This window comes from Filifactor villosus, assembly GCF_042652965.1.
GTDB lineage: Bacteria > Bacillota > Clostridia > Peptostreptococcales > Filifactoraceae > Filifactor > Filifactor villosus.
Window position 1 is genome coordinate 46,805 of sequence record NZ_JBHSHL010000002.1, and the last position, 23,104, is coordinate 69,908.

General features: G+C 45.9%; 22 protein-coding genes. 7 read left to right on the plus strand and 15 right to left on the minus strand.

Translation table 11 applies throughout. From position 1 onward, the window contains the following. The first annotated feature begins 97 nt into the window (after window positions 1-97). The 6 genes from ACFO4R_RS00225 to ACFO4R_RS00250 all read left to right on the plus strand — a co-directional run bounded on the left by ACFO4R_RS00225 (window position 98) and on the right by ACFO4R_RS00250 (window position 4,090). The gene (locus tag ACFO4R_RS00225; protein WP_379786988.1) at window positions 98-454 is read left to right on the plus strand and encodes a PcfB family protein; all 357 of its coding nucleotides are present in this window, start codon (window positions 98-100) and stop codon (window positions 452-454) included. A 42-nt stretch (window positions 455-496) separates the two neighbouring features. Beyond that, the gene (locus tag ACFO4R_RS00230; RefSeq protein WP_379786930.1) at window positions 497-886 is read left to right on the plus strand and encodes a hypothetical protein; all 390 of its coding nucleotides are present in this window, start codon (window positions 497-499) and stop codon (window positions 884-886) included. 580 nt (window positions 887-1,466) lie between these two features. Then, complete coding sequence (locus ACFO4R_RS00235; RefSeq protein ID WP_276959844.1) at window positions 1,467-2,108, plus strand: DUF998 domain-containing protein; 642 nt, start codon at window positions 1,467-1,469, stop codon at window positions 2,106-2,108. A 55-nt stretch (window positions 2,109-2,163) separates the two neighbouring features. Then, window positions 2,164-2,766 (plus strand): alpha/beta hydrolase, encoded by a 603-nt coding sequence (locus ACFO4R_RS00240; protein ID WP_379786931.1) that lies wholly within the window; start codon window positions 2,164-2,166, stop codon window positions 2,764-2,766. A gap of 120 nt (window positions 2,767-2,886) precedes the next feature. After that, the gene (locus ACFO4R_RS00245) at window positions 2,887-3,072 is read left to right on the plus strand and encodes a transposon-encoded TnpW family protein (protein ID WP_379786932.1); all 186 of its coding nucleotides are present in this window, start codon (window positions 2,887-2,889) and stop codon (window positions 3,070-3,072) included. Between the two features lie 679 nt (window positions 3,073-3,751). Beyond that, on the plus strand, window positions 3,752-4,090 hold the full coding sequence (locus ACFO4R_RS00250; protein ID WP_379786933.1) for a hypothetical protein: 339 nt from the start codon (window positions 3,752-3,754) through the stop codon (window positions 4,088-4,090). An 832-nt stretch (window positions 4,091-4,922) separates the two neighbouring features. On the opposite strand, the gene ACFO4R_RS00255 is transcribed toward ACFO4R_RS00250, so the two are convergent. Beyond that, window positions 4,923-6,167 carry an L-cysteine desulfidase family protein gene (locus ACFO4R_RS00255; protein WP_379786934.1) on the minus strand — a complete coding sequence of 415 codons (1,245 nt, stop codon included), beginning with the start codon at window positions 6,165-6,167 and terminating at the stop codon, window positions 4,923-4,925. 189 nt (window positions 6,168-6,356) lie between these two features. Further along, complete coding sequence (gene ypfJ, locus ACFO4R_RS00260; protein ID WP_379786935.1) at window positions 6,357-7,205, minus strand: KPN_02809 family neutral zinc metallopeptidase; 849 nt, start codon at window positions 7,203-7,205, stop codon at window positions 6,357-6,359. Window positions 7,206-7,435: 230 nt separating this feature from the next. Here ypfJ and ACFO4R_RS00265 point away from each other — a divergent pair, with 230 nt between their 5' ends. Then, entirely contained in the window at window positions 7,436-7,720 is a 285-nt protein-coding gene (locus tag ACFO4R_RS00265; protein WP_379786936.1) for a hypothetical protein, read from the plus strand. Window positions 7,721-7,853: 133 nt separating this feature from the next. On the opposite strand, the gene ACFO4R_RS00270 is transcribed toward ACFO4R_RS00265, so the two are convergent. From ACFO4R_RS00270 to ACFO4R_RS00330, 13 genes are all read right to left on the minus strand, one after another. Continuing rightward, on the minus strand, window positions 7,854-8,153 hold the full coding sequence (locus ACFO4R_RS00270) for a hypothetical protein (protein ID WP_379786937.1): 300 nt from the start codon (window positions 8,151-8,153) through the stop codon (window positions 7,854-7,856). Window positions 8,154-8,506: 353 nt separating this feature from the next. Next, window positions 8,507-9,937, minus strand: a complete 1,431-nt coding sequence (locus ACFO4R_RS00275) for an AMP-binding protein (protein WP_379786938.1) — start codon at window positions 9,935-9,937, stop codon at window positions 8,507-8,509. Between the two features lie 355 nt (window positions 9,938-10,292). Then, window positions 10,293-11,900: an AMP-binding protein gene (locus ACFO4R_RS00280; protein ID WP_379786939.1), complete on the minus strand. Its 1,608-nt coding sequence runs from the start codon at window positions 11,898-11,900 to the stop codon at window positions 10,293-10,295. Continuing rightward, on the minus strand, window positions 11,893-13,050 hold the full coding sequence (locus ACFO4R_RS00285) for a DUF3419 family protein (protein WP_379786940.1): 1,158 nt from the start codon (window positions 13,048-13,050) through the stop codon (window positions 11,893-11,895). Before ACFO4R_RS00285 ends, ACFO4R_RS00280 begins: the two co-directional genes overlap by 8 nt. Beyond that, complete coding sequence (locus ACFO4R_RS00290) at window positions 12,989-13,573, minus strand: GNAT family N-acetyltransferase (RefSeq protein WP_379786941.1); 585 nt, start codon at window positions 13,571-13,573, stop codon at window positions 12,989-12,991. Before ACFO4R_RS00290 ends, ACFO4R_RS00285 begins: the two co-directional genes overlap by 62 nt. Beyond that, window positions 13,570-14,082 carry a GNAT family N-acetyltransferase gene (locus tag ACFO4R_RS00295; protein ID WP_379786942.1) on the minus strand — a complete coding sequence of 171 codons (513 nt, stop codon included), beginning with the start codon at window positions 14,080-14,082 and terminating at the stop codon, window positions 13,570-13,572. The genes ACFO4R_RS00290 and ACFO4R_RS00295 overlap by 4 nt, the downstream gene beginning before the upstream one ends. A gap of 20 nt (window positions 14,083-14,102) precedes the next feature. Continuing rightward, entirely contained in the window at window positions 14,103-16,622 is a 2,520-nt protein-coding gene (locus tag ACFO4R_RS00300) for a PEP/pyruvate-binding domain-containing protein (protein WP_379786943.1), read from the minus strand. Next, window positions 16,612-17,166: a hypothetical protein gene (locus tag ACFO4R_RS00305; RefSeq protein WP_379786944.1), complete on the minus strand. Its 555-nt coding sequence runs from the start codon at window positions 17,164-17,166 to the stop codon at window positions 16,612-16,614. Before ACFO4R_RS00305 ends, ACFO4R_RS00300 begins: the two co-directional genes overlap by 11 nt. After that, on the minus strand, window positions 17,157-18,227 hold the full coding sequence (locus ACFO4R_RS00310; protein ID WP_379786945.1) for an adenine nucleotide alpha hydrolase family protein: 1,071 nt from the start codon (window positions 18,225-18,227) through the stop codon (window positions 17,157-17,159). The genes ACFO4R_RS00305 and ACFO4R_RS00310 overlap by 10 nt, the downstream gene beginning before the upstream one ends. Next, complete coding sequence (locus ACFO4R_RS00315) at window positions 18,228-19,106, minus strand: hypothetical protein (RefSeq protein ID WP_379786946.1); 879 nt, start codon at window positions 19,104-19,106, stop codon at window positions 18,228-18,230. Next, the gene (locus tag ACFO4R_RS00320) at window positions 19,106-20,206 is read right to left on the minus strand and encodes a phosphotransferase (protein ID WP_379786947.1); all 1,101 of its coding nucleotides are present in this window, start codon (window positions 20,204-20,206) and stop codon (window positions 19,106-19,108) included. Before ACFO4R_RS00320 ends, ACFO4R_RS00315 begins: the two co-directional genes overlap by 1 nt. A 428-nt stretch (window positions 20,207-20,634) precedes the next feature. Further along, window positions 20,635-22,308, minus strand: a complete 1,674-nt coding sequence (locus ACFO4R_RS00325; RefSeq protein ID WP_379786949.1) for a hypothetical protein — start codon at window positions 22,306-22,308, stop codon at window positions 20,635-20,637. Beyond that, window positions 22,301-23,089, minus strand: a complete 789-nt coding sequence (locus ACFO4R_RS00330) for an ABC transporter ATP-binding protein (RefSeq protein WP_379786950.1) — start codon at window positions 23,087-23,089, stop codon at window positions 22,301-22,303. Before ACFO4R_RS00330 ends, ACFO4R_RS00325 begins: the two co-directional genes overlap by 8 nt. Between the last annotated feature and the right edge of the window lie 15 nt (window positions 23,090-23,104).

The window sequence follows — 23,104 nt, forward strand, 5'->3', positions numbered from 1 at the left end:
AATGCAAGAGATCAAGAGCCTTGCCACCTATATGATGAACATTGCCAAAGAGCAAGCCGGGAATACCCATCAGTTATCATAGTTTCTAAGAGAGAAAATAAAGTCCGCTTATCAGAACGCAGACAATCCCCTCTTTAACAAGAACAACGGTGAGATGAGACTCAAAGACCTTTACAAGCAAGGACAATTAGAACAGGTAAATATCCGTAAAGGTGAGATAAAGAACATACGAAAAGAGCTAAACCGATATGGAGTGAAGTTTTCCGTTATGAAAGATAAGGCGAATGGAGATTTTGTAGTGTTCTTTCAAGCCAAAGACACCAAAATGATCGACCTTGCTTTTAGGCAGGTGTTCCTAAAGCCAAAGGTAATCTCAAAATCAAGCATTACAAACAACAAGCACAAAGCCATCAAAGGCAGAAACAACAGGAAGTCGGCAAAGATACGAGGGTAAAACTTCCGAGCAAGGATAAGCATTTGGAAAGGTAGATGCAAGATGGCAGAAAGACGAATGTTTGCAAGATCCGTTGTGTGGTGTAATCTTTTTTTAGAAATGCCTTTATCCTCACAGGCACTGTATATGCACCTGAATATGAGTGCCGATGATGACGGATTTGTAGGCAATCCCAAAACAATCTTGAGAATGATAGGAGCAAGTGAAGATGATTTTAAGATATTAGTTTCCAAAGGTTTTGTGATTGTGTTTGAGAGCGGAATTATTGTGATTACCCATTGGAAACGAAACAACTATATTCAGAAAGACAGGTACAAGGGGACAATCTATAAAGACGAAAAAAGCTATCTAAACATCAGTAACAACAATCTTTACGAGAAAATGGAGCGTATCTGTATCCAAAATGTATCCGATTTGGATACACTTCGATAGGATAGGTAAGGATAGGTTAGATAAGGGTAGTATAGATAAGGGGAGAGGAGAGGAAAGTTCCCCACCCCAAAATTCCAAAACCTACGGAGAATTTCAAAATGTCAATCTAAGCGATGAAGAATATCAAAGACTGAGGGAAAAGTTAAAAAGCCACGCACATACTATGATTGAAAAGCTATCGAGGTATATGCAAAGCAGTGGAAAAACCTATCAAGACCATTATGCAACCTTGCTTCACTGGTATGAGAAAGATGAGGAAGAATTGCGAAAGAAAACAAATGATAGAAGCAAAGCTCCGACGATTGAAGAATATATGATAGGAGATCATCTTTAAGATATGCTTAAAAGACGGTGCAAGCACTCTATTTTGTTTCTAAATGCAAAATAGGTACAAAAGATAAGCCGAGAGAAAAAAAGAGCCTTAAAACGCTTGCCACCGTTTTGTAGTGAGTTAAATAAAAATATGGTTACAAGAATGAATATTCAGCTTGATGGAATGGAAAAATATGAGAAAAGTGATATAATAGGATGGATGAGAAATTGACAAATTAGAATTTGCCCACCCGAAAGGATACCTAAAATGATTGGTTTAATTGATAGCTTTATCTTCAATATTCTTTTACTGATAACCATACTTGGTGAGTTTGTCCTCCCTTGGATTTTGAAACATTTTTATATAGGGTACAACAGCAAAACAATGGTTATGAGTGTTTTAGGAAGTCCCGAAAGCCCTGTAAGATGGATTTACAATGCTTGGCTTGTGTGGTTAGGTGCTTTTTTGCTGCTTGCTTCAGTTGTAATTTTTAAGAACAATATCACCGTTTCAAGTGTGTTGGCAGTATTAACATTTATCTCGATTTCCGCTTTTGCAGTAGGAGCAGGAATACTGTCGGGAATATTTAGCGTAAATGAGTCAAAAGAAAAGGTTACAATAGCCTCTAAAATTCATGGTGCAGGCTCTGCTATTGGGTTTATGACTTTATTATTTTTCCCTTTGCTACAGTGCATTTTAGCTTTTAAGAGTAATGATATTATACAAGGCACAGTTTGCGCAATTTCATTTGTGTTGGCAATGTTATTCTTTGTGTTTTTTATCATGGGAGACAAAGACAATTTTAAAGACACAGCATTTTCATATGAAGGTCTATGGGAAAGGTTGAGTCTGTTTTTTATGTATGTTCCCTTTCTGTATATAGCAATAGATAATCTTTTTATAGTTTAGTAAATTCCAATATGTCGAACAGTTAGGAAAATTGGAATTTGTAGAGGAAATTTGAATGAAAAATGCCGTTATATATGTTCATGGTAAGGGTGGTAATGCAGAAGAAGCTAATCATTATAAACAATTTTTTGACGATAACTTTGAAATCATTGGATTTGATTATAAATCGTTAAATCCGTGGGATGCTAAAATCGAGTTTATAAATTATTTCGGCTCCATTGTTTCTAAATATCATAAATTTTATTTAATAGCTAATAGCATAGGGGCATATTTTTCGCTAATATCTTTTTCAGATATGCCTATTGAAAAAGCGATGCTGATTTCGCCTATTGTTGATATGGAAAGAATAATTTTGGATATGATGAAATGTGAGAATGTAACAGAAGATGAACTCAAGTTAAAAAAAGAAATTGAAACTTCTTTTGGTGAATCTCTATCTTGGGAATATTTGAGTTATGTTAGAAAGAATACGATACATTGGGATATACCAACAAATATTCTTTTTGCTGATAACGACAATATGACGTCAGTAGATACCATGACAAATTTTGCAAATAAAATAAATTCAAACCTAACAACAATGAGAGATGGGGAACATTGGTTTCATACAGATGAACAAATGGATTTTTTAGATAAATGGTTTAAGGAGAACTTTTAACAACTCCCAGTTTGTCGAAGTAAAAAAAATCAAATAGGATATTACCAAGAGGAAGTAAAAGCAAATTGCCGATACTTCCTTTTTTGTTGTCAAAAATCCAAAAAACGGAAAGGAGAATTTATGGAAGAACTGAAAAATAAGGATAAAAACGGCATTAGCACAAAGAGAAAGATTGGAAAGACCACCTATGAGGTTGTTGTCCATTTCAATGAAAATGCGACAGAAACAATGCAAGATAAGTTGGCAAGAATCATGCTGAGGGAGCTTAGGAGAAAATCGGACGAAAAAAAAGATGATTTTGATTAAAAAGTCCTTGACAAGTAGCAACAGGCGATACCGCATAATTCGGAAAATCAGCCCAAAATCAATTTTGAACGAAGGATGAAATTCTTGAAAATATCGATATAACAAACCTTTGTGTTTTATCAAATCGAAGAAAAATCGGCAATTTGCCTTTGTGCGGTGTTTCCTAAACCAAACTCCCTTAATGTTCTTTATCTATATGTTCCACCGGTCTTTTATACTACTATTCTTTTGAATAGTGGATATAAACAATCTGTGACCCATAGAAGACAACATAGTTTTTCGTCATCGAAAAACAGATATATCCACACTTCTATTGAAAAATAGTATTATACTAGTATTCATTTGAGCTATGGATATCCGAAACCTGTACTCATCAGAAGATAACACGTATGTTCGTAATCATAAAGTAGATATAACCATACTTCTATTGAAAAATAGTATTATACCCTTACTCATTTAAATGAGGATTTGTATTTCACAGTAGATGCAACGAATATTCATAGTCGTAAATCGATATGATCCCTCTTCTGTCGGGAATCGTATTCATTGGGTTTCAGCATGAACAGAGATATCGGATCCATATCATAAAAAAGTCTCTTCTTCTATAATCCTACCCTTTTCGGGGTAGGTAAGTAGATGGGAACCATACCAACATCATATGGAAGAAAGGAGTAAGGTTGTGAAAAAGATCTTATATTATGCTATGACGGGGGAAAAGATGTGTTTTCAGCATGTTCTGATGAATGCCCTCGACTTGAAGGCGGAGGGCTATGAAGTAAAGATCATCTTCGAGGGCGCTTCGGTCAAGTTGGTACCCGTCTTCGAGGAGGAAAAGAACCCTCTATACCTGAAGGCAAAGGAAGAAGGCCTGATCGCGGGAGTCTGTCTTGCCTGTTCCAAGGTTTTGGGTGTCTATGAGACGATCGCGGGAGGGAACATCGACTTCCTGAACGATATGAACGGCCATGCCGGAATGAAGCCCTATCTTAATCAAGGCTACGAGGTCATCAGCATCTAGCCCCGTAATCCTATTTTCCTTTGAATTTTGGATATAAACGGTCTGTGACCCATAGAAGATAAACCAATTTTTTGTGGTCGAAAAACAGATATATCCATGCTTCTATCGGAGAATCCTATAACAGCCGGAAACTCGGGGTGTCTGCGAATAGCAAACTGCGTTATTCATAGACACCCTCTTTCGTTTCGATGAGATTTTATCAATTTAATATAAACAGGGTATAAACATTTTATTTTAAATTAATAAATTTTGGAATAAATATCATATTACTGTTTGTTCAATATAATTAACATCAATGATTTTGACTTCTTCAGACCTGAAATACTTTATTTTGCTGATCGAGAGGGATACAACCATACTTCTTATCGAAGAATAGTATTAAACCGTTCAGAACTTTTCGGTAGTATACTCCTGTTTCATAACAATAATCTTCTAAGGGAATCACTGAATTATAATGCTATTATTTTTTTGAGTTGTAGATACAAACGGTCTGTGAGCAGTAGAAGATAAAACAATTTTTCGTAGTCAAAAAAATATATATCCATACTTCTATTGGAGAATAGTATAAGAGAGCACAACAGACTTAGGAAAACACCGCATAATTCAAAAAATCAGCCTAAAAATCAGCCTTTTAAGAAGAATGGTCTATTGAAAATACTGATGCGACAAACTTTCATGCTTTATCAAATCAAGAGAAAATAAGAAGTCTGCCTGTGTGTAGTGTTTCCATAAAAATATCACTATGCCGGAGCAGCGGTACCCTTGACGAAATTGCAACAAAAAGAACGATGGCAAGTCCTGTTCCTGCCATCGTCCTCCAAAATCTCCTATGTTATTCCCTCTTGTCGATCATCTCTCCCAAAATAACTTCGTCCGTTCGTTTCATTCCATATTTTGCAATATGTCCTACGGTTTCGATGGTCTCATCGACACTGTCCTTGACGATCCCGTCTCCCGAGCAGAAGCTGTTATCGCTTCGTGCCTGACGGTAGGCAAGGAAGGCATTTCCCACGGAAGAGGCGATCTTCATCGCACACGAGGGTTTGGCACCGTCACATAGAATACCGGAATTCCCGGCAAGGGAGTTGATCAGAGTCTCCTCAATGACCTTTCTCGGCTCGTCGTTGAGGAAGGCAATCCCCGCGACGCTTGCAGATGCGGCGCTTACCACTCCGCAGTAAGCGGATAACCTTCCAATGCCTTTCTTTTGATAGAGGCCGACGAGATTTGCAAAAATCAAACTGCGGTAGAGTTTGTCCGCACTCTTCTTAAAATGTTCGGCATAGATCACGATGGGCACCGAGATGGTAATGCCCTGGTTTCCGCTTCCCGAGTTGATAACGACAGGCATCTCACAGCCGCTCATCCGCGCATCCGAACCTGCCGCAGCATAGGCTCGTGCCTTCTCCTCCACGCTGTCGGACACCTCCAGGATGAGCTTGCCGATGTTGGAACCGTAGCTGTTGGCAATCCCTTCTTCCGCAATGGCACGGTTGTACTCGATCTGCGTGTCGAGAAGGGGCTTGATGTCCTCATAGTCACAGGTACAGGCAAAGTCATAGATCTTGGCAAAGGAGAACTCTTCCAAGGTCAGTTCCTTGAACTCCTCTTCTTTTTGGAGAAGGACTTTACCGTTTTTTTCCATGTAGATGATGTTGGTGTGCTTGCCCTGGACCACGACAACACTGTTCCTGTCATCTTTAAAGGCCTCGATACGAATATAGAGGTTTTCGACATCGGGTACGAGAACGATGTTGCAGTAACCTGACTGTATCATCTTCTCCGCTTCTATGATGTCCTCCTTCCGTGTTTCGATCAACACCTCCAGTTCCCTGTCGGGGTTTCCTGCCAAGATTCCCAAAACACAACTGATTTCTATTCCCTTCCTGCCTCCCGCACCGGGAACGATAACGCTCTTTGCGTTTTTTATCATATTTCCGCTACACAGGATGTTGATCCTGTCCGGAATCTCTCCGAGGACCTCCTTCGCCTTTGCCGCCGCATATGCAAGTGCAATCGGCTCGGTACAACCGAAGGCGGGCATCATTTCCGACTTTAGCAACTCTTTGTAATCCATAATCTCTCCTTCTCCCACGCCGTCTTCTCACACCAAACGAGAATTCCGGCGGCATCTTGTATCTCTCCTGTACGTCTGTCTGTATGTATCCCAAAACGCTTCTCTTTCAATAATATCAAAAAACGTTTTTTTTGTAAATATAACCGCCCCTAGACAAAAAACCGAAGGATCTTCGCCTTCGGTCTTCATCTATTTTTCGAGGTTGAAGGTATCCCACTCACTGAGATCCCCCGCCTCATAGCCTTTCTTAAACCATTTCATCCTCTGCTCGGAGGTTCCGTGGGTGAAGCTGTCGGGCACAACGTAGCCCTGAGCCTGCTTTTGGATCCTGTCGTCACCTACAGCCTGTGCGGCTTCCATCGCTTCCAGAATATCGCCTTCTTCCAGATAACCCATCTTTTCGCTGTGCTTTGCATAGACGCCCGCCAGATAATCCGCCTGGAGTTCGAAGAGGACGGAGTACCTGTTGTACTCGGTCTTGCTCAACTTTTGTCTCAGTTCATTCATCTGAGAAGTCACCCCGAGCAGAGTCTGGACGTGGTGTCCGACCTCATGTGCGATAACATAGGCCATGGCAAAGTCGCCCTTGGCTCCGAGTTTCTTCTCCAGATCGTCATAAAAACTCAGATCCAGATAGATCTTGTTGTCCGCCGGACAGTAGAAGGGGCCGACTGCCGAATTTGCAGTGCCGCAGGCCGAACGGGTATACCCGCTGTAAAGCACCATCTGAGGTTCCCGATACGTCCTTCCTATCGCCTTAAACTGCTCATGCCAAATATCCTCGGTGTCGGCAAGCACGACCTTTGCCATACCGGCACGTTCTTCGTCCTTCGGTGTCTGCACATATTCGGTGCTCTGACCCTGATCCGCCACAAGACCGAGGTTCTTCATCGCCAACTCCGGTCCTCCAAACAAAAGGCTCAAGACCAGCACAATCAAAACACCGGCTCCACCGAGTTTTCTTCCTCCGCCGCCGCTGCGACCGACTCCTCTTCGGTCATCGACATTGGAACTCTGCCTTCTTCCCTGCCACCTCATAGTTCTCCTCCTTACAGTTTCTCTCTTGTCTTCGTCGATATCCCGCCGTTTTTGCAGAACCAAAAGAGAAGAACTCCTCTTCATCTCTCTTGCTACCGTTATATCATCAAACGATCCTCCGTGTGCTACCGCCCAAGGCTTGAAACTCTTTCACGGGCGACCGTGGAAGCCTATCTCCGACAGCAGTACAATTATCGACACTTTTTTATTTAATACCCTTAGCGAACATCATGCAAACAATAGGAGTTCCCCAAAAGACGGGAGAAAACACAGGCAGAAACCGCTATGAATATAACAAACATTCCGGTCAAGATCCCGCCATCCTCTGTAATGCCATCCTACGTTTGAAATATCGGGTATACAGACTTATCCTTGCTGAAAACAACTTGGATACGGATATGCCTCAAAGCATCCAACCGGGTATTTTAATTAGGGATGCAGTGACAAAGACACAAAAGAATCTTCCCTTTGTTTCACAGGATATAGAAAGCCTTTCAAATACACACTTTTGGTAATTGCTTTGTTTCAGAAAAACTGATTTTTTTCCTACTTATTCGAATTATGCGGTGTTTGTATAACAGCGGAACACAGTCTTCATCCGCTCGATATTTGAGCGGACTGCAAACAACATTCCCCATCGAAGCTCCCTTAATAGAGAGTGCCCTTCCCCATCAGGATTACGATAGGCATAAAGATCAGTCCCACTGCAAGCACTGCATTTTCAAGCCTTGCTCCATAGACGGTGTGTTCTGCTCCATCCCTGTTCAAATACCTTGCAAGCAAATAATTGACACAGGTGATCCCTATGTGAAACAGGACCAAGGCGAGATACTGCTGTTTTTCGCTGTGAAACAAATAGGGAGAAAGCTTACTCAAAAGGACCAGACCACCGAAATAATCCATCATAACGATCAAAAATCCATAGCCCTCAAAATTTATCATCATCATTTTGCGTTTTTTCCTTCCTCTTTATCCTATTCTCCGATAGAAGTGTGATTATATCCCTTTTGTAAACACGAAAATCCGTTTTATCTTCTATAGAGTATGGATCGCTAATACCTATCACTCAAATGAATCACAGTATTATGCTATGGCGATACCGCACAGTTCGAAAAATGAGCATAAAACCGATTTTACACGAAGGATAAAATTCTTGAAAACATTGATAGGAAAGCACTTCATATTTTATAAAACCGGAGGAAAATCGGAAGTTTGCCTTTGTGCGGTGTTTCCCCTATTATCCATAGGTCTTCTGTATCCTGCAAAACATCGGAAAAGGTATTGGATCTCTGAAAACGAATTTATTTCAACTTGGTATTCAAGTTGTTTTTCAAAATATCACAGCCTTCTATCCTACAGTATTTGGGCAGGAGGGCATTGATCTTTTCCATCAGTTCTTGTGCATCGACAAGAATATCGCTGAACAGCGTACAGTGCAGGCATCCGTTTTTGTCAAAGACTTTGACGGCCTCGACCCGGAGGTTTTCCTCAATGATGGCCTCGATCTCCTCGGGGTAGATATTGCGCGCATTCGCCCGAATGATCACCCTCTTCTTTCGTCCCGTAAGATAGAGCTTGTCGCCCCTCAGGCAGCCGAGGTCGCCCGTGCGGAAGTAGCCGTCCTTATCGAAGGAGGAGAGATAGAGTTCTTCCCTGTTGTAGTAGCCGATGAAGATGTTGTCGCCCCTGACCGTAATCTCTCCCACTCCGTTTTCGTCGGGGGAGTCTATCCTCACCTCGATGTTCTCAAACACCGTACCGACGGATTCAAAGTCGTCGGAGTTCGAGTATTCAAGGCTGACGAGGGAGGTCGTCTCCGAGAGACCGTAGGCTTCTAAGAGGTTGAGTTTTTCTTTCTTAAAAGCCTTTCGGATCTCGCTCTGAAGGTAGGCCCCTCCCGAGAACAGATATTTTATCCGTCCTCCGAGCAGTTTCGATACCTCCACCCCGTTCGCCTTCGCGTAGGCGTAGATCTTTTCGAAGAGGATGGGGACGGCGCAGAAGACCGTCGGTCTGACCACCGCCACCTCCTGCATGATAAGGTTTTTGTCACTGCACAGGTAGATCCTCATCCCCGTGGATACGGAGTAGAGAAAGTTGCAGATCCCGCCGTAGGTATGGTTGAGGGGCAGGAAGAGATAGCAAATGTCGCTGTCGTTCATCGGGGCACGACGCAGAAGGTTTTCCATATTGGCGAACATATTCTTCTGTGAAAGCATGACCGCCTTGGGACTTCCCGTCGTTCCGGAAGAAAAGACGATCTTGGAGCAGAAGGTCTCATCGACCTTCCAATCCTCCAACTCTGCGACAGGCTCGGAGGCTTCCATCTCTTCGATCGAAATGTAATCGACACAGGGACGGCTTTTTTTAAGCTCACCCACCACAACGCTCTTAGAGGCTTCGTAGAGGATGGCATCGAGATCGACCTCGTCTATGATGTTCTTAAGATCTCCCGTCTTCCACTGAGAGGAGAGGCAGACCCCCGTGCCCACATAGCCCGTAATTGCAATATCCGCCACCATATAGTCGTAGGAGTCGTCGAGGTAGAGGGCGATCTTCTTCCCCTTGAGTCCTCTCGCCTGAAGAAAGGAGGCTACCCTCCTTACCGCGATATAAAACTCCCCGTAGGTATGAGGACGAAACTCTCCGTCCTTCTTCTCAAAAATATAGTCATGATCTGCAAACCTCTCCTTGTTTTTCTGCAAGATCTCATCGATATAATTAAACTTCATAACTTCCTCCATGGCTTACTTCAATACTAAAACTAAATCCATCCGCATAACTCGAAAAATCAGCATACCATCCGTTTATTATAGTATAGATACTTTTTTGAGTATATTCATAAAGCAAGCGGATAAGGGCATACGGCTATCCATCCTCCGTACTTTGTATTCATACTATTCTCCAATAGAAGTGTGGATATATCTGTTTTTTCAAATCACGAAAAGTCGGTTTATCTTCTATGGCTCACATATCGTTTATGTCCACAACGCAAAAGAATAATAGTATTAAAGGTCGAAGACGTATTCGGCCCAAGTTCTTGAAAATTCAAAGATAAACGGAGTCGGGAACTGCGACTATTCCCTTCTACCTTGCTTTGTCCAATCTCCTCCTTAACTTCTTATAGTCGATCTTGGTATGATGCTTCACATCGCAGGGAATCTTCACATTGAGGTAGATCTCGACTTCAACAGGTAGTCCTCGTTGTCGAAGGCAGGCCCTCACTTCCTCCTCGGTCAAAGATCCTCCTTGAAGAAAAAGGCGGTTTCGTCCCTCGTGGTGGAAGAAGGCACATTTCTCGACCCCTTCCAAGGCAAGTACAAGCTCCTGTTCCAAGGGATTGCTGTAGAGCCTTCGTCCTGCGTCCTCGACATAGACATCCTTTCTCCCGAGGTAGTAGAGCCTTCCATCTCTATACTCTCCGACATCCCCCGTCTTATGCCAAAACTCGCCGTCCTCATCGATCATACTGTTGCCCCTGTCATGCGAAAGATAGTCCTTAAGGATAGCCTTGGAATTGACTGCGATCTCGCCGTCCTCACCGATCCTGATCCTCACTCCCTTAACCGCCTGACCGAGAAGGGCGGGTCCTCCCTCTTTCAGACGGGCGAGGTAGGAGCTCAGATCGGTCTTTGCAATCAAATTGCACTCCGTCGCCCCGTAGATATAGGTGATCTTCGCCCCGGGATACTTGTGAACAATTCTACCGGCCTCCTCGTAGTTCAAGATCGCACCTCCGAGGTAGAGGTGCTTCAGCCCGGGATACACATTGTCTGTCTTCAGACAGAAATCCGGCGATGTAATGATGCTCGTGATTGCAAGAGAGCCGAACTTACCAAGTCTTCGATTGAGAAACCAGGCAGGAGTGCCGAGGTTTATCTGAGGAAGAACGGTGGAAAAACCCTTCAATACATTGGCGAAACAATACATAAAGGAAGTGGTCAGCACGATGTTCTCCCCTTCGTCCTCCATATTGTCGTTGATCAGCTCCAACTGGCGGTAGAGGTCAAGACGGCTCCTAAGAGCGATCTTGGGTCTTCCCGTCGACCCCGTCGTCATAGTAAGAAGGGCCGGCCTTGCATCCTCATTCGGATCTGTAAACCCTCGGCCTGTCGCCTCCTCGCCCTTTCTTATGTCGGTGTCCAAAGTTGTTCTCGCCCCATCTTTCTCCCCGTTCCCGTCAAAGAAAGAAACTCTTCCTCTCCTCTCATCTTTCGAAGCCCTCTCCTTCTTATCCCGCTGCGAATATGTTGTACCGATGCCCCCTGTATAAGTCCTTGACTTTTCATACAGCCTATCGATAAAGAGCATCCTTCGGATCTTGTTGATGTCGCCGAAGGCCAGTTTCAAAAACCTCGTCTTCTTCGAAACGGCGATATAGTCCGCCTTATACTGCGACAGTGTCTCGGCGATCAGCTTCCTGCCCGCCCACACATCGACATACATCGCCGAGGCTCCGATCTTGAGACAGGCGAACATAAATACGACAAGCTCGTAGGACGGCGGTACAAAAATCAGTACCCTCCCTCCTTCGCCAAGCCCCCTCTCCCGAAGAAGAACTTCCATATTGTCCACATCGATTCCGAGCTGTCCAAACGACACCTCTCTTATTCTGTTGTGTTGCAGATAGAAGAAGGCTGTCCTGTCCGCGTAGGAAAGGCAGGCTTCTTCAAACTTGTCAATAATCTTACTCATACTTACTCTTTCTGTCTTTGATCTCTTTGTGATATACCGAAAAATCCCGATAGAAGAAGGACTGATTCTGTCGAAACAGCTCGTCCGAGAGCTCCTTCTCCAAGACGAAGTTCTCCTCGGGAAAATACCTCCTGTTCTGCATATTCCAGTAGGCAATCCTCGCTCCCTTCGCACACATCCTGGATAAACGATCCGCTTCTATGAGAAACGTCTCCTCGTCAACATACTCGAAAATATCGGACAGGTTGAAAAAGTCAAAGCGAAGACGGCTGTCAATCTCCCCCAAACCTCCGTGCAAAAGAGTAATCCGGTCAACCCTTTCTCGAATAAGCTCATAGTTCTCCCTCTGCAGATAGACGGGCAGGGCCTCTGCTTCAAAGTTACCCTTCAAGATATAGCTGAGATAGGGATTGCTCCGATTTTTCGTAGAAGAGATCCCGTACTCAAAGCGTCTCTTGATGTCTTGAGCAACACCCCCCTTTTCCTCGACGTAACGATAGAAACTCTTATCCCTTCCAAGTCTTCCCATCACTCTTACTCCGAAGTAGATCCGGAACATCGAACGAAAACGCAGATTATCGATATGCCTGTCATAGAAGCGTTTTTGCCTGTCGGGACAATCCAAATCGCAAAACTCACGCAGTTTGACCGAACGGCAAAAGAGCGGGGCGATCCTTCGTCGAAACAGTTGAAAATACCTCTCGAACTTTCCGGCGTGGATCACTCCCCCTTCCACGATATCGGCATTGGAGCGAAAGTAGGAAAATGCCTCTTCGGACAGATTGCCCCTGAGCCTTTCCAAGGTTTGGAGCCTCTTTCCACTCTCCTTCACCCCCAAAAATGCGAGGGCCTCTTCATAGTCCAAGACCTCTATCGCCCTCATCTTAAGTTCCGTGCAAAAGAGCTGGGTCGGGTTGATATCGAAGGCGAGGATCTCTGAAGGATCTTCCAGGAGAAGGGCAAAGGTGTTATCTCCTCCCGAGGCGATCGAAAGTCCTCTCTGTCCCCTTCCTATCTTTAGAGCCTTCGCCAATATCCTGCTGTCTTCCCAACAGTTTGCATACCGTATAAAAGAAAATCTGTCCGTCCTACCCATCTGCCGACCGTCTCCCCCTGTCTTCGCCCTCTTCTTTGAAACAAAGCCCTTCAAGGTCTTTTTCCAAAATTTGAATTTCGCCTTCGCCCTCCTCCACGGACACCGAAGGCAAGAAGCCGTTCTTCTCCCAGAACCTCTTCGCCTGCATATTCGTCCTCACATAGCCCAAGCCGACCCTTCGATAACCCAGACCGGCAAGATGAATCAGGATATCCGAAATCAGAGCGGTTCCCGATCCGTGTCCGCTATATCCTGCATCAAGCATAAAAAGCCCGATCCAAACCGTATCCTCATGCGGAAAATCCTCGATCAAATCCAGAACAGCCATCAGATGTGAGCCCTCAAAGAAGCCCAGATAGTGCTTTTTGCTCCCGGTCCATCCTTCCGGCACCGCCGTCAGATCCCTCATAACGCTTTGCTCCGAGGGGGCGGGGGGACAGTGTTGAAAATAAAGAGGATTGCTCCTATACAAAGCAAGGATCTCTTCTGCATCTTCGCTGTTTAACGACCGACTCCTATACTTCGTACTCAAGTTCAGAATATCGAAGCCCTCTGCTCCTCGTCTTGTGCTCTTCATCTCTTGTCCCTCCTCAAAGTCTTTCGCATAACGAGTGCCCTGCTCTTTTTCTCTCCCCAGGACAGATCTATGTGTTCTTCCGCTACAAAGCCCATTTCTCTCCAAAAACTGGTCACATTGTCCTCGTAATCATCTACGACATCAATGCGGACACAATTACATCCACCCTTTACAACTCCTTCTTCAAACAGCTCATACAGTTCTCTTCCCTCTCCCCTTCCACAAATCTTTCTATCGAGCATCAAAAGGGAGAGATAGACTTCCTCTCCGGGTCTGAACTCGATCAGACCCTCAACTTCCTGACGGAAGAGATCGACCGCGACACAGGAAACAAAGCCCGCTTCTTGCATGGTAAGCGCTTCTCTTAAAATAAAGTCCTCATCGACAAACGTGACGCCCAAATGATGTTCAAGAAAACCTCGGTTTGAATTGTAAACTTCGACAAGCCTCGCGTAATGTTCTTTTTGAACTTTCTCTATACGGTATTTTTTTCTGACAAACACAGCCAAAACCCACTCTCCCCGTCTTTCTATTCTTCTTCCATCAATTCAATACTTCCCCTTATTCCGTCGACCCTTACCTTCATTCCGTCCTTGACTCTGTCGGTCAGACCCCGCACTCCGACGACGAGGGTCAGACCCATCTCCCTTGCGATGACTGCGGAGTGGGAGAGCACGCTTCCTCTCTCGATGATGACTGCCTTCGCCATCGGAAAAAGTACCGTCCAACCGGGATCCGTCCTCTGTGCCATCAGGATGTAGCCGTCCACATCGGCATCAGCGGGATCCGTGACATATTTGACCCTGCCCTCTACCACTCCTCCGCCTCCGGCGACACCGTAGAGCATAGTCTCGTCGTGTTCGAGGATCTCCTGCCGACTAAAGATCGGGATCATAGTTTCCTCCGCCACTTCTCCGTAGAAGTACATCCTCTCATAGATCTTCTTTTCTTTATTGGTTTCGTACTCTTCTTTTCTCTGCTCAATCCTCTCACGAACATCGAAGTCTTTGCCCTCCGCAAGAGAAAAAACCTCGTCTTTGTTCAGAAAGAAGACATCCCTGTAATGCTCAAGTATACCCCGTACTTCGAAATTGTGCCCGAACCTCAAAAAGATATTGCGGACAATGGCATAGATATAGGTTCTTCGAAGGCGAAGCAGCTCCCTGTTTCGTACAAAATACTTGGTGATCCCTACCAAGACCTTGAGTAGCTGTTTTTCGAGGAAGGACACCTGACGGTACAACTCTCCCTCATCGACCTCTTCTATTTGGTAGACCGGTACCTTCCCCTCCATCTTGAGATAGTTCTTCAAGGTCTGAAACAGGAAGGTCGAATCCTCCTGAAGGGTTACAGTCTCAAGCTTGAGCTCGTCCATCGCCCTTGCTCCGTAATTGTCAATATAGTCCAGCAATCTCCGGTTGACCTCTCTACCGTCCTTGAGGCGAGATCTCAGCTCTTCGATACTGCTCCTTCGAAACTCCTGCAACAACTCCTCATCGTCCCAAATCTCATTGACGATCTCCATTAGCGCAAGGCTCTGTTTGACACTCTCGACATTGCCCTGCTTGCTGAGGATCTTTCCGATAAGCCCCTCACTGTCTTTGATCTTTTTCTTTTTCAACTTCTCACTCAAGAGACCAAAAAAAACCATGGCTCCCATATCGTTGGTGATCGGAGTGGTAAAATCGTCCAGAATCGCCTCCTCCAGATCCCGGTATACCTTGAGCAGATCCTTGTCTGCATAGCCCTCGAAACGGTTGTTGGCATAGGGCGAGGTGAGACGTTCGAACTTCTTCACGAAGGCCTCGCTGTCCCTTCGGATACGCAGTAATTTGTAACCGAAGCGGAGGTAGATCTTCATCAGACGAAGCTTCGCCCTGCTCTCGGATTCCTTGAGTTCGACCTTGACCCCCATCATATTCTCCATATACCGCTTATTCTTCTCATAGCCGGGATAGAGGGCGGTCATCCTATACCAGCTGTTCAGGCGATAATAGACCTTGTTTTCGTAGAAGCAGATCATCTGCCTGAGGTCCTCGCCGATGGATTCGATGTCTTCCTCGGAGATATAGAATCCTTTCAAGGTCTGACGGTAGATTTTTTCGTAGACCTCCCTTGCAAAGCTGAAGGTCAAAGGAGTGGTCACTCCCGAATAACTCTCGATGATATTGGAGTTGTCCAGGATGGTTCGAAACTCCCTCTTGTCAATGTGGCGGTATGTTGTGATCAGCCTGTCCTGAAGGAGGTAGATCTCTCCCTTCGAAACGCAGAGTTCAATATCCCTCGCCCTCTTCTTCTCGTGAAGATCTTCGATCTCCCGCCCGAGAGCTGCGACCTCCCTGATCTTCTCATCGCTGAGCGGAAAGCCTTCGGACCTTGTTACGATATCCCCGAAAATATCGACAATGACATCGTGGCTGTTCTTCTCTCCCGATACCAAGCCTTCTCCCAAACCTTCAACGGCACTGATAAGGAGTTTGTCGGGATCGTTGGTCTGAGGATCGGTCGTAAACATCACCGCCGACACCTCCGCCTCCACCATCTTTTGGACGATGACCGCCATCGCCATCTCTTCATTGATCAAACCGTGTCCTCTTCGGTACTCCATCGCCCGATCCGAAAAACACGAGAGATAACAGGCCTTGATCAATCCTTCCAAGTCTTCGTCCCGACTCACATTGAGAAAGGTCTCCATCATCCCGGCGAAGGAATGTGTCTCCCCGTCCTCGTCCACCGCACTCGAACGCAGGGCAAGCAGGTCCCCCGACTCAAACTGTCTTTGGAGAGCCTCGGAAAACTCCTTCCTCATCTGCTCGCTGAACTCCCTACCCTCGATCAAGGCTCGGATCTTCGGGAGGGAGGAAGGCTCATAGTTCGACAGAAGATCTCGATATTCCTCCTCCTTCTCACCTAAGAAGGCGGAAAAAAACTCCGTTGTCAAAACGAAGAAGGGAGGTACCCTGTAACCCGCCTGCTTCAAAGAGGCAAGCTGATACCCCTTTCCTCCCGTCTTTCTTCTATCCGCTCCCGTTACCCCTTTATAGATCATCTCTTCTCTTCCTTTTCCATATTCCAAATACGAGGGACAGCAGTACCAATCCCGCCAAAAACACAAATTCTCTCAGTCCGAACTCCGACAACGGTCGGACACGACTGAGGTAGTAGGCTCCGCTGACCGCACCCGCTCCGCTCTGTAACCATGGAACCCTCTCTTCGAGCAACATCCACAGCACGATAAGAAGACAGAACAGGCCTCCTGCTCCATAGATAAGAAGGTTCACACCTACATAGAGCAGAGATGTCACAAGGCAGAGTCTTCTCAATCCTCTTCGGTCCAAACCATACCTTGAGTTGCCGAAACAAATGCCTCTTCCCCCCTCCCCGTTCATGCCGCGTACCGATCTTCTCGCGTCCTTTTCATAGTCAAAAAAGTCATCGAGGGTACGGGCTAGGAGGAGCTGCAACCAGATCGGCAGTACAAACAATTCGCAACGCGAGGATGCAGCCGCCGAAATGACCGAGGAAAGAAAAAGGGCAAGGAGGGCGTAGATAAAGAGCCTCCCCTTATACAGAAAATACCCTGCTACTTCCATTTGGAGATCACCCTCTTGTAGAGTTCCGCCTTGAGCAGCGTTGTTCCTTGAGGCTTGCCGATGTAGTCGAAGAGTTCCTTCATCTCCGCCTCCGGCTTGGATTCAAGAATCTCTCCTTCCAGTTTCTTCTTCGCATCCTCCACACTCAACTGACCGTCCCTCACAAGAAAACTCACCTCCGGCAGGATATGGGGCCTTCCCTCCGCCCTCTGGTAGATGTACTTAGTCGCGGGATGGATACGACAGTCGTAGTGGTTATAGTGTTCTCCCACCCTCCAACTCGTATTTTGCTTCAAAAACCGTACGATCTCGTCTTCGTTGTAAGGATGGTAGAGAAAGTAGGCGACAAACTCGCGGAAGTCGTCCCCCCGAATATCTTCAAACAACATCTTCTTCACGTCTTCTCTCAGGTTCTTGTCCAGCTTTTCGTCGATTCTGCCCAAGAGGCCCGTGTAGAGCGATGCAAGGTCCAGTTCCTCGATCGGCGTCAGCCCCGCTTCGACCAACTCGGAGAACACATCCTCCCCGTAGAGCCGAAACATCTGCTCCGGGCTTCTACCGTGGACGATCATCCCCGCATCGATCTTGGAGGCGAAATTTATCATCGACGCGTAGCCGATGTAGGAACAGGCAACACAAGGCACCAGCCATTTCTTTACCGAATAGGCGTAGAATCGTTTGAGCAGGTCCGGATCAAACTCAATGTATTCATGCTCGACCCGCAGTTCTTCTACAATCCGATCGATATTAGCCCTTGCCTCATCGCTCAAAAACCCGTTGTTCATTGTAAATGCCTTGATATGAAGATTATACCTGTGCTTGAGTTCGTAGAGTACAAAAACGCTGTCCTTGCCCCCCGAGATCCCGACCGCCGCATCGTAGGCATGCCTTCCCTTTATCCTGTCTACCCTTGAGCGAAACAGTTCTTCCAGCTTGGGATAGTCCGTCAGAGTCCGCCTGTCTCTCAAGTACGCTTCACAAAAATTGCACAGTCCTTCGTCATTAAAGCGGATTCCTCTGACCGAAGTATCATTCAAGCACCTTATACATGTTTTTGCCATCTAAATCTCCTTACAATATACCGCGTATCGCTTTTCCTTAGACTCTACCTTCTTTTCAAACCTTCTGAATCCTTCCTTCTGTTCGCATTGGAAATGGTAGATCATCTCCTCGTACCCCTTGTCCTTCACGAGAAGACAGCCTAGGTAGAGCAGGGCGACGTAGAGCCCATGTTTTTGGTAGGATTTTTTGACCGCACTCGTCTTGGAGATAAAGCCCTCTCCCACCGGATTTTCATAGCCGAAGACATAGCCTGCCGCCTCCCCTCCGTCGTAGGCGACGATCAGGGAGAACTTCAGGTTCCTGATCCACGACAGGTAGAGCTCCTCAAAGACTTCGAAGGGAAGGTCGCTGTAGAGGTAGGCGTCGCGGAAGGCGTCCCTCGAGATCTCGTAGACCTCCCTTGCAACCGGAAAAGCCTCTTCTCCCTCATAGAGCTCAAACCGATAGCCCTCTCCCAGTTTTTCTTCATAGACCGCCCTGCCCATCTCGAAGAGAGGATTGTTCATATCGATGACGGCACTGCGGTAGGTGTAGAGCTCCCTGTAACCGAGCCTTCCTATCCATTCATTGTAGTAGGAGGGATTGGTACAGTCGGGAAACAGCCTGAACTCAAAGTTGTCGATCGCCCAGCGATAGGACATCCAGGTACAGTAGTTCATCGGACCGATCAGGCTCCTAAAACCCAGCTCCTTCGCCCTCTTCTCCATCTCCTTGAAGACGGCCTCCGCCTCCCTGTAGTCCTCCGACAACTCGACAAAGCCGAACATCGCCGGATGTTCCTCCACATTGCGGTTGACGATCAAATAAGTCCGACACCCTCCGTGTTCGAACTTCTCATAGTAGTCCGCCAATTCCAAAATTTTTATCTCCCGATCCATTATTTTCGACCTTCCTTTCCGCCTGTCAAAAGACAGAGCAGCCGATTCGCATTGATACACATCTGTTTGACAAAGCCCAGCTCCAGCGTCACATCGACAATCCGATAGACACTGAGCTTGTTGACAATATATTCCAGGATATTGAACTCCAGAATCTGCCTGTAGTCCTCCTCGTCAATCTCAAGATCAAGGGAGGTGAGAAGACCCCTCTTGTAGTAGTCTATCGCCTCGAAGACCTCTTCATCTTCCATTTCGTGAAGAACAAAGATCAGAAACTCGATGACGTCATGCTCGGGATTTTGGAAACTCGCCAACTCCCAATCATAAATGAGCACGCCTTCTTCTGCAAAAAAGATGTTACGCAGGTTGAAATCGTTGTGAGTGAGAGTCCTGTGCTCTCTAAGACGGGCATGGCGAAGGTGGATATCCTCGATAAAAGCCCTGATCCCCTTGAGTTGCTCAGGATCAAAGAACTCCCTGTTGCTCTTCTCCAGCTTGTCAAACATATATTTGAGCAGGGGCCGACTCCTCTTGTAATCCCTGCTCGTAGGAAAATTGAGACGGCAGGCTGAAACGGAGGCTTTGCGGTTATAGTGTGCCCTATGAAAGTGCAAGATGGTATCGAGGACCTCCCTGATCCTCGAACCGCCCTCCTTCTTCGACGATGCGACCTCCTGCATAAGGATCATATACCTGTCCTTCCTGTCACTTCGGTAAAAACCGAAGGTCGGGATCAGGTGCCTTCTGAGATCGGCATCTACCTCCTTATAGAAATCGATCTCTCGAATATGGCTCTTATCAAAGCCGAGGATGCCGTGATAACGCAACAGAAGGTAGTAGAACCTCAGGTCCCTGTCATAATTGAGCAGACGGATCCCGTTTCGGATAATACGGGCCGACTTGAACTTGCCTATGACATCCAGTCTTTCTCCGTCGTAAAAACGAATCGAAAACTTTCGGATTGCCGGACTCCTCATACTCGCCTTTCCCGTAATCCCCTCCACATCTTCAAAGGGAAGTTGTTCTACGTTATCTATTTTTTTTTGAAACATTGTCTGAAATTCAAATATCAACTCTTGTGTTTTCATACTGTCATTCATTCAAACCGCCGATATCCATGCCCTTTATTCTACAGATTACAATACTATTCTCCCTTTGAAATGCCGAGTATACAAAATATACAATTGCTGAAAACAATTTGGATGCTCCTATGCTTTCAAAGCATTAAACTTGTCAATTCTAACAGATTAATAGTATAAAACAAATTTTTGTGCTTGTGAGTGCGGATATGACCACACTTCCAAGGGGGACGGTATCAAGTTCTTCTCCATAAATTTCCACATTAAAATACCTTCCCCGAATATCTACCCGAAAACAGGGAAGGCTATTGCATTTCTTTTGTAAAAACTCTTAGGTCAACATCATACAAAAAGGAATCCTTTATTTCTTCGATTTCAGTACATACACAGGATCTTTGAAGTGAGTGTTTCAAACTCTCGCTTTTTTCTTTATACTGTTCTGCGACCTTTTATCGATATATGCTGTTTTCGTTCATAAGTCGACGCTCAATGATCTTCCTAAGCAAAATCGAGACAAGCAGGATGACGAGGATAAGCGACAGGGCCGCCAACACAAGCCTGACGGAAGCGGAGGAATAGAACACCGACCAAAGATGGATTACAACAAAGAATGCAGCGACAGGAAGAGAGAGAAAAAACCTTTGAACACGAATCGACTTTCCGAGGTTCTCCTCCTGACTGAGGGGCAGTTCCATTCCCGCCAGTGCATTTGCAAGCAGAAAAATATTGACCGTATTGGAGAAGATCAGCACAAGGTCGATATAGGCGTCTCTTTTGCACAGAATACCGAAGACAAAACAGTGGAACAGGGACATCGGAACAACGTATTTCAGGCAGACCGCCTTCAGTCCGGCCGTATAGAGGTTGGCCCTGTTTCTGATCGGCAACCTGAGATAAGAGTTGACACGTTCGGTCCGATTCGAAATCTCAAATAGAGAATACAGGATCATGACCGTAAAGGCGGAAATATAAATGTTGAGGTAGAACGGTTCCTGCCGAAGCTGTTGCAGGATATCACCGCCCTTGTCCAAGGTGTTGAACACGAACACATAGGGGAAGATGCAGGCAAAGGTGACCTGCGGAAGCACTTGGAGTTTGAGTCTTCTCTCGCGTCCAAACAGAAGGAGGTAGAACCTCATAAAGTTTTTCTCCTCGGGATTCGAACCTGTTAGCGCCACTATAGTCCTCCACAGTGCAAAACGTCCTCTATTTCTCCTGCTTGCCGTCGAGAGCCTGTATAAGTTCCGCTCAAAGTAAGGCATCACCTTCGCCAAGTAAAGCAGAAGAAGCAAGACCGGAACAACGACGGAGGCCACACAGGCCACAACGATGACGGCAGAGGTTTGGTGCTCGAAGAGCAGTTGATACGGGGCCGCCAAAAAAGTCGAGGGAAGAAGGTAGAGAAGGGTCGGATAGGTGCGAACCTCCTGGAGATCTGGAGAAAACCCGATCAATCTGAGCACGACTTGATAGCTTACCATCAGAAAGACGGACACCCCTACCTGAAAGTAATTGATGATGTCCCTCAGCTTTTCTCCCGTAAAAAACCTCAGCAAGATCGCATAGCCGAACGACGAGATCACAACGGAGAAGATGACCGTCAAAAGAACGGTGACCACCGACATTCCCAAAAAAACTGCGCCGTGCCGAAACGTACCTATCGCGATCCCCGTCGCCGCAAGTGCGAGGGCATAGGTCGAAATATACAGGATGATGTGAGTCAGTTTTGCCACCGACATCGTTTTGACATCGATCGGCCTTGTCATAAAAAACTCCTTCTGCCTCAAATCGAGCAGGATTGAGGAATAGTCCGAGATAAAGATTGAGGAAAGCAGAGTCAGAAACATCAGGATAAAAATTTGCATACTCAAAAAGATCGAGACGGGCAGCAACAGGATGAAGCCGACCATGATCCCCATGATCAAAGTGACGATCATCGATTTCTTAAACTGATTTTTGCCGTCATCGATTACCTCTCCCTGCGTTGCAATGACATTCACCCTTCTTCGGTCCATGATCAGCTTCAACTTCAGAATCTCTATCATCTGCTCATAGTCCACCCCGGCGCCTTCATAGAAGGTCCTGAACAGGCTCAAAAGTTTGATCACATAGGTCTCATTCATCTCTATGTCCTCCCAATACACAGTCCACATACTCCTTGACCAGATCCGCCTTCTCATCAAAGCCCGTCAATTGATTGAAAATGCTCTCAAGGGATTTGTCCTCACTGTGCTCCTCCAGATCCTTCATCGTCCCGTCGGCGATAATATAACCCTCCTTCAAGAGGATGATACGGCTGCTTACCTTCTGCACCACTTCCATAATATGCGAAGAATAAAAGACGGTCTTTCCCTTCTTCGCCAAGCTTGAGACGACGTCCTTGAATATAGCGACGGAGTTGGCATCCAGACCGTTCAACGGCTCATCCAAAAATAGGATGTCCGGATTGTGGAGCATCGAAGATACAATGCTCACCTTTTGTTTCATCCCCTTGGAAAAACTCTCCATCCTCTGCTGTATATGCTCCTCGACACCGAAGATCTTGAGCATGGTTTGTGCCCTGTCAAGGTAATCGTTTGTATCCATCCCGTAAATACGCGAAAGGAAGGAGAAGTACTCCGCCGGTGTCAGGGATTCGTAGATCATCGACATCTCGGGCACATAACCGATCCTCCTCTTGTAGTCTGTACTGTCCCCTCCGATCTTCTCGCCGAAGATCTCAATCTCACCCGTATGATCGGATATCAGCGAGAGAATGATTTTGATTGTCGTACTCTTTCCCGAACCGTTGGGACCGATGTAGCCGACGATCTCCCCTCGCTCCACCTCAAAGTTCAAATCGTGCAGGACCTGCTTATCCTCATAGGATTTGTTCAGTCCCCTTACCTTCAGTACCTTCTCCATCACTTTCCATCCTTT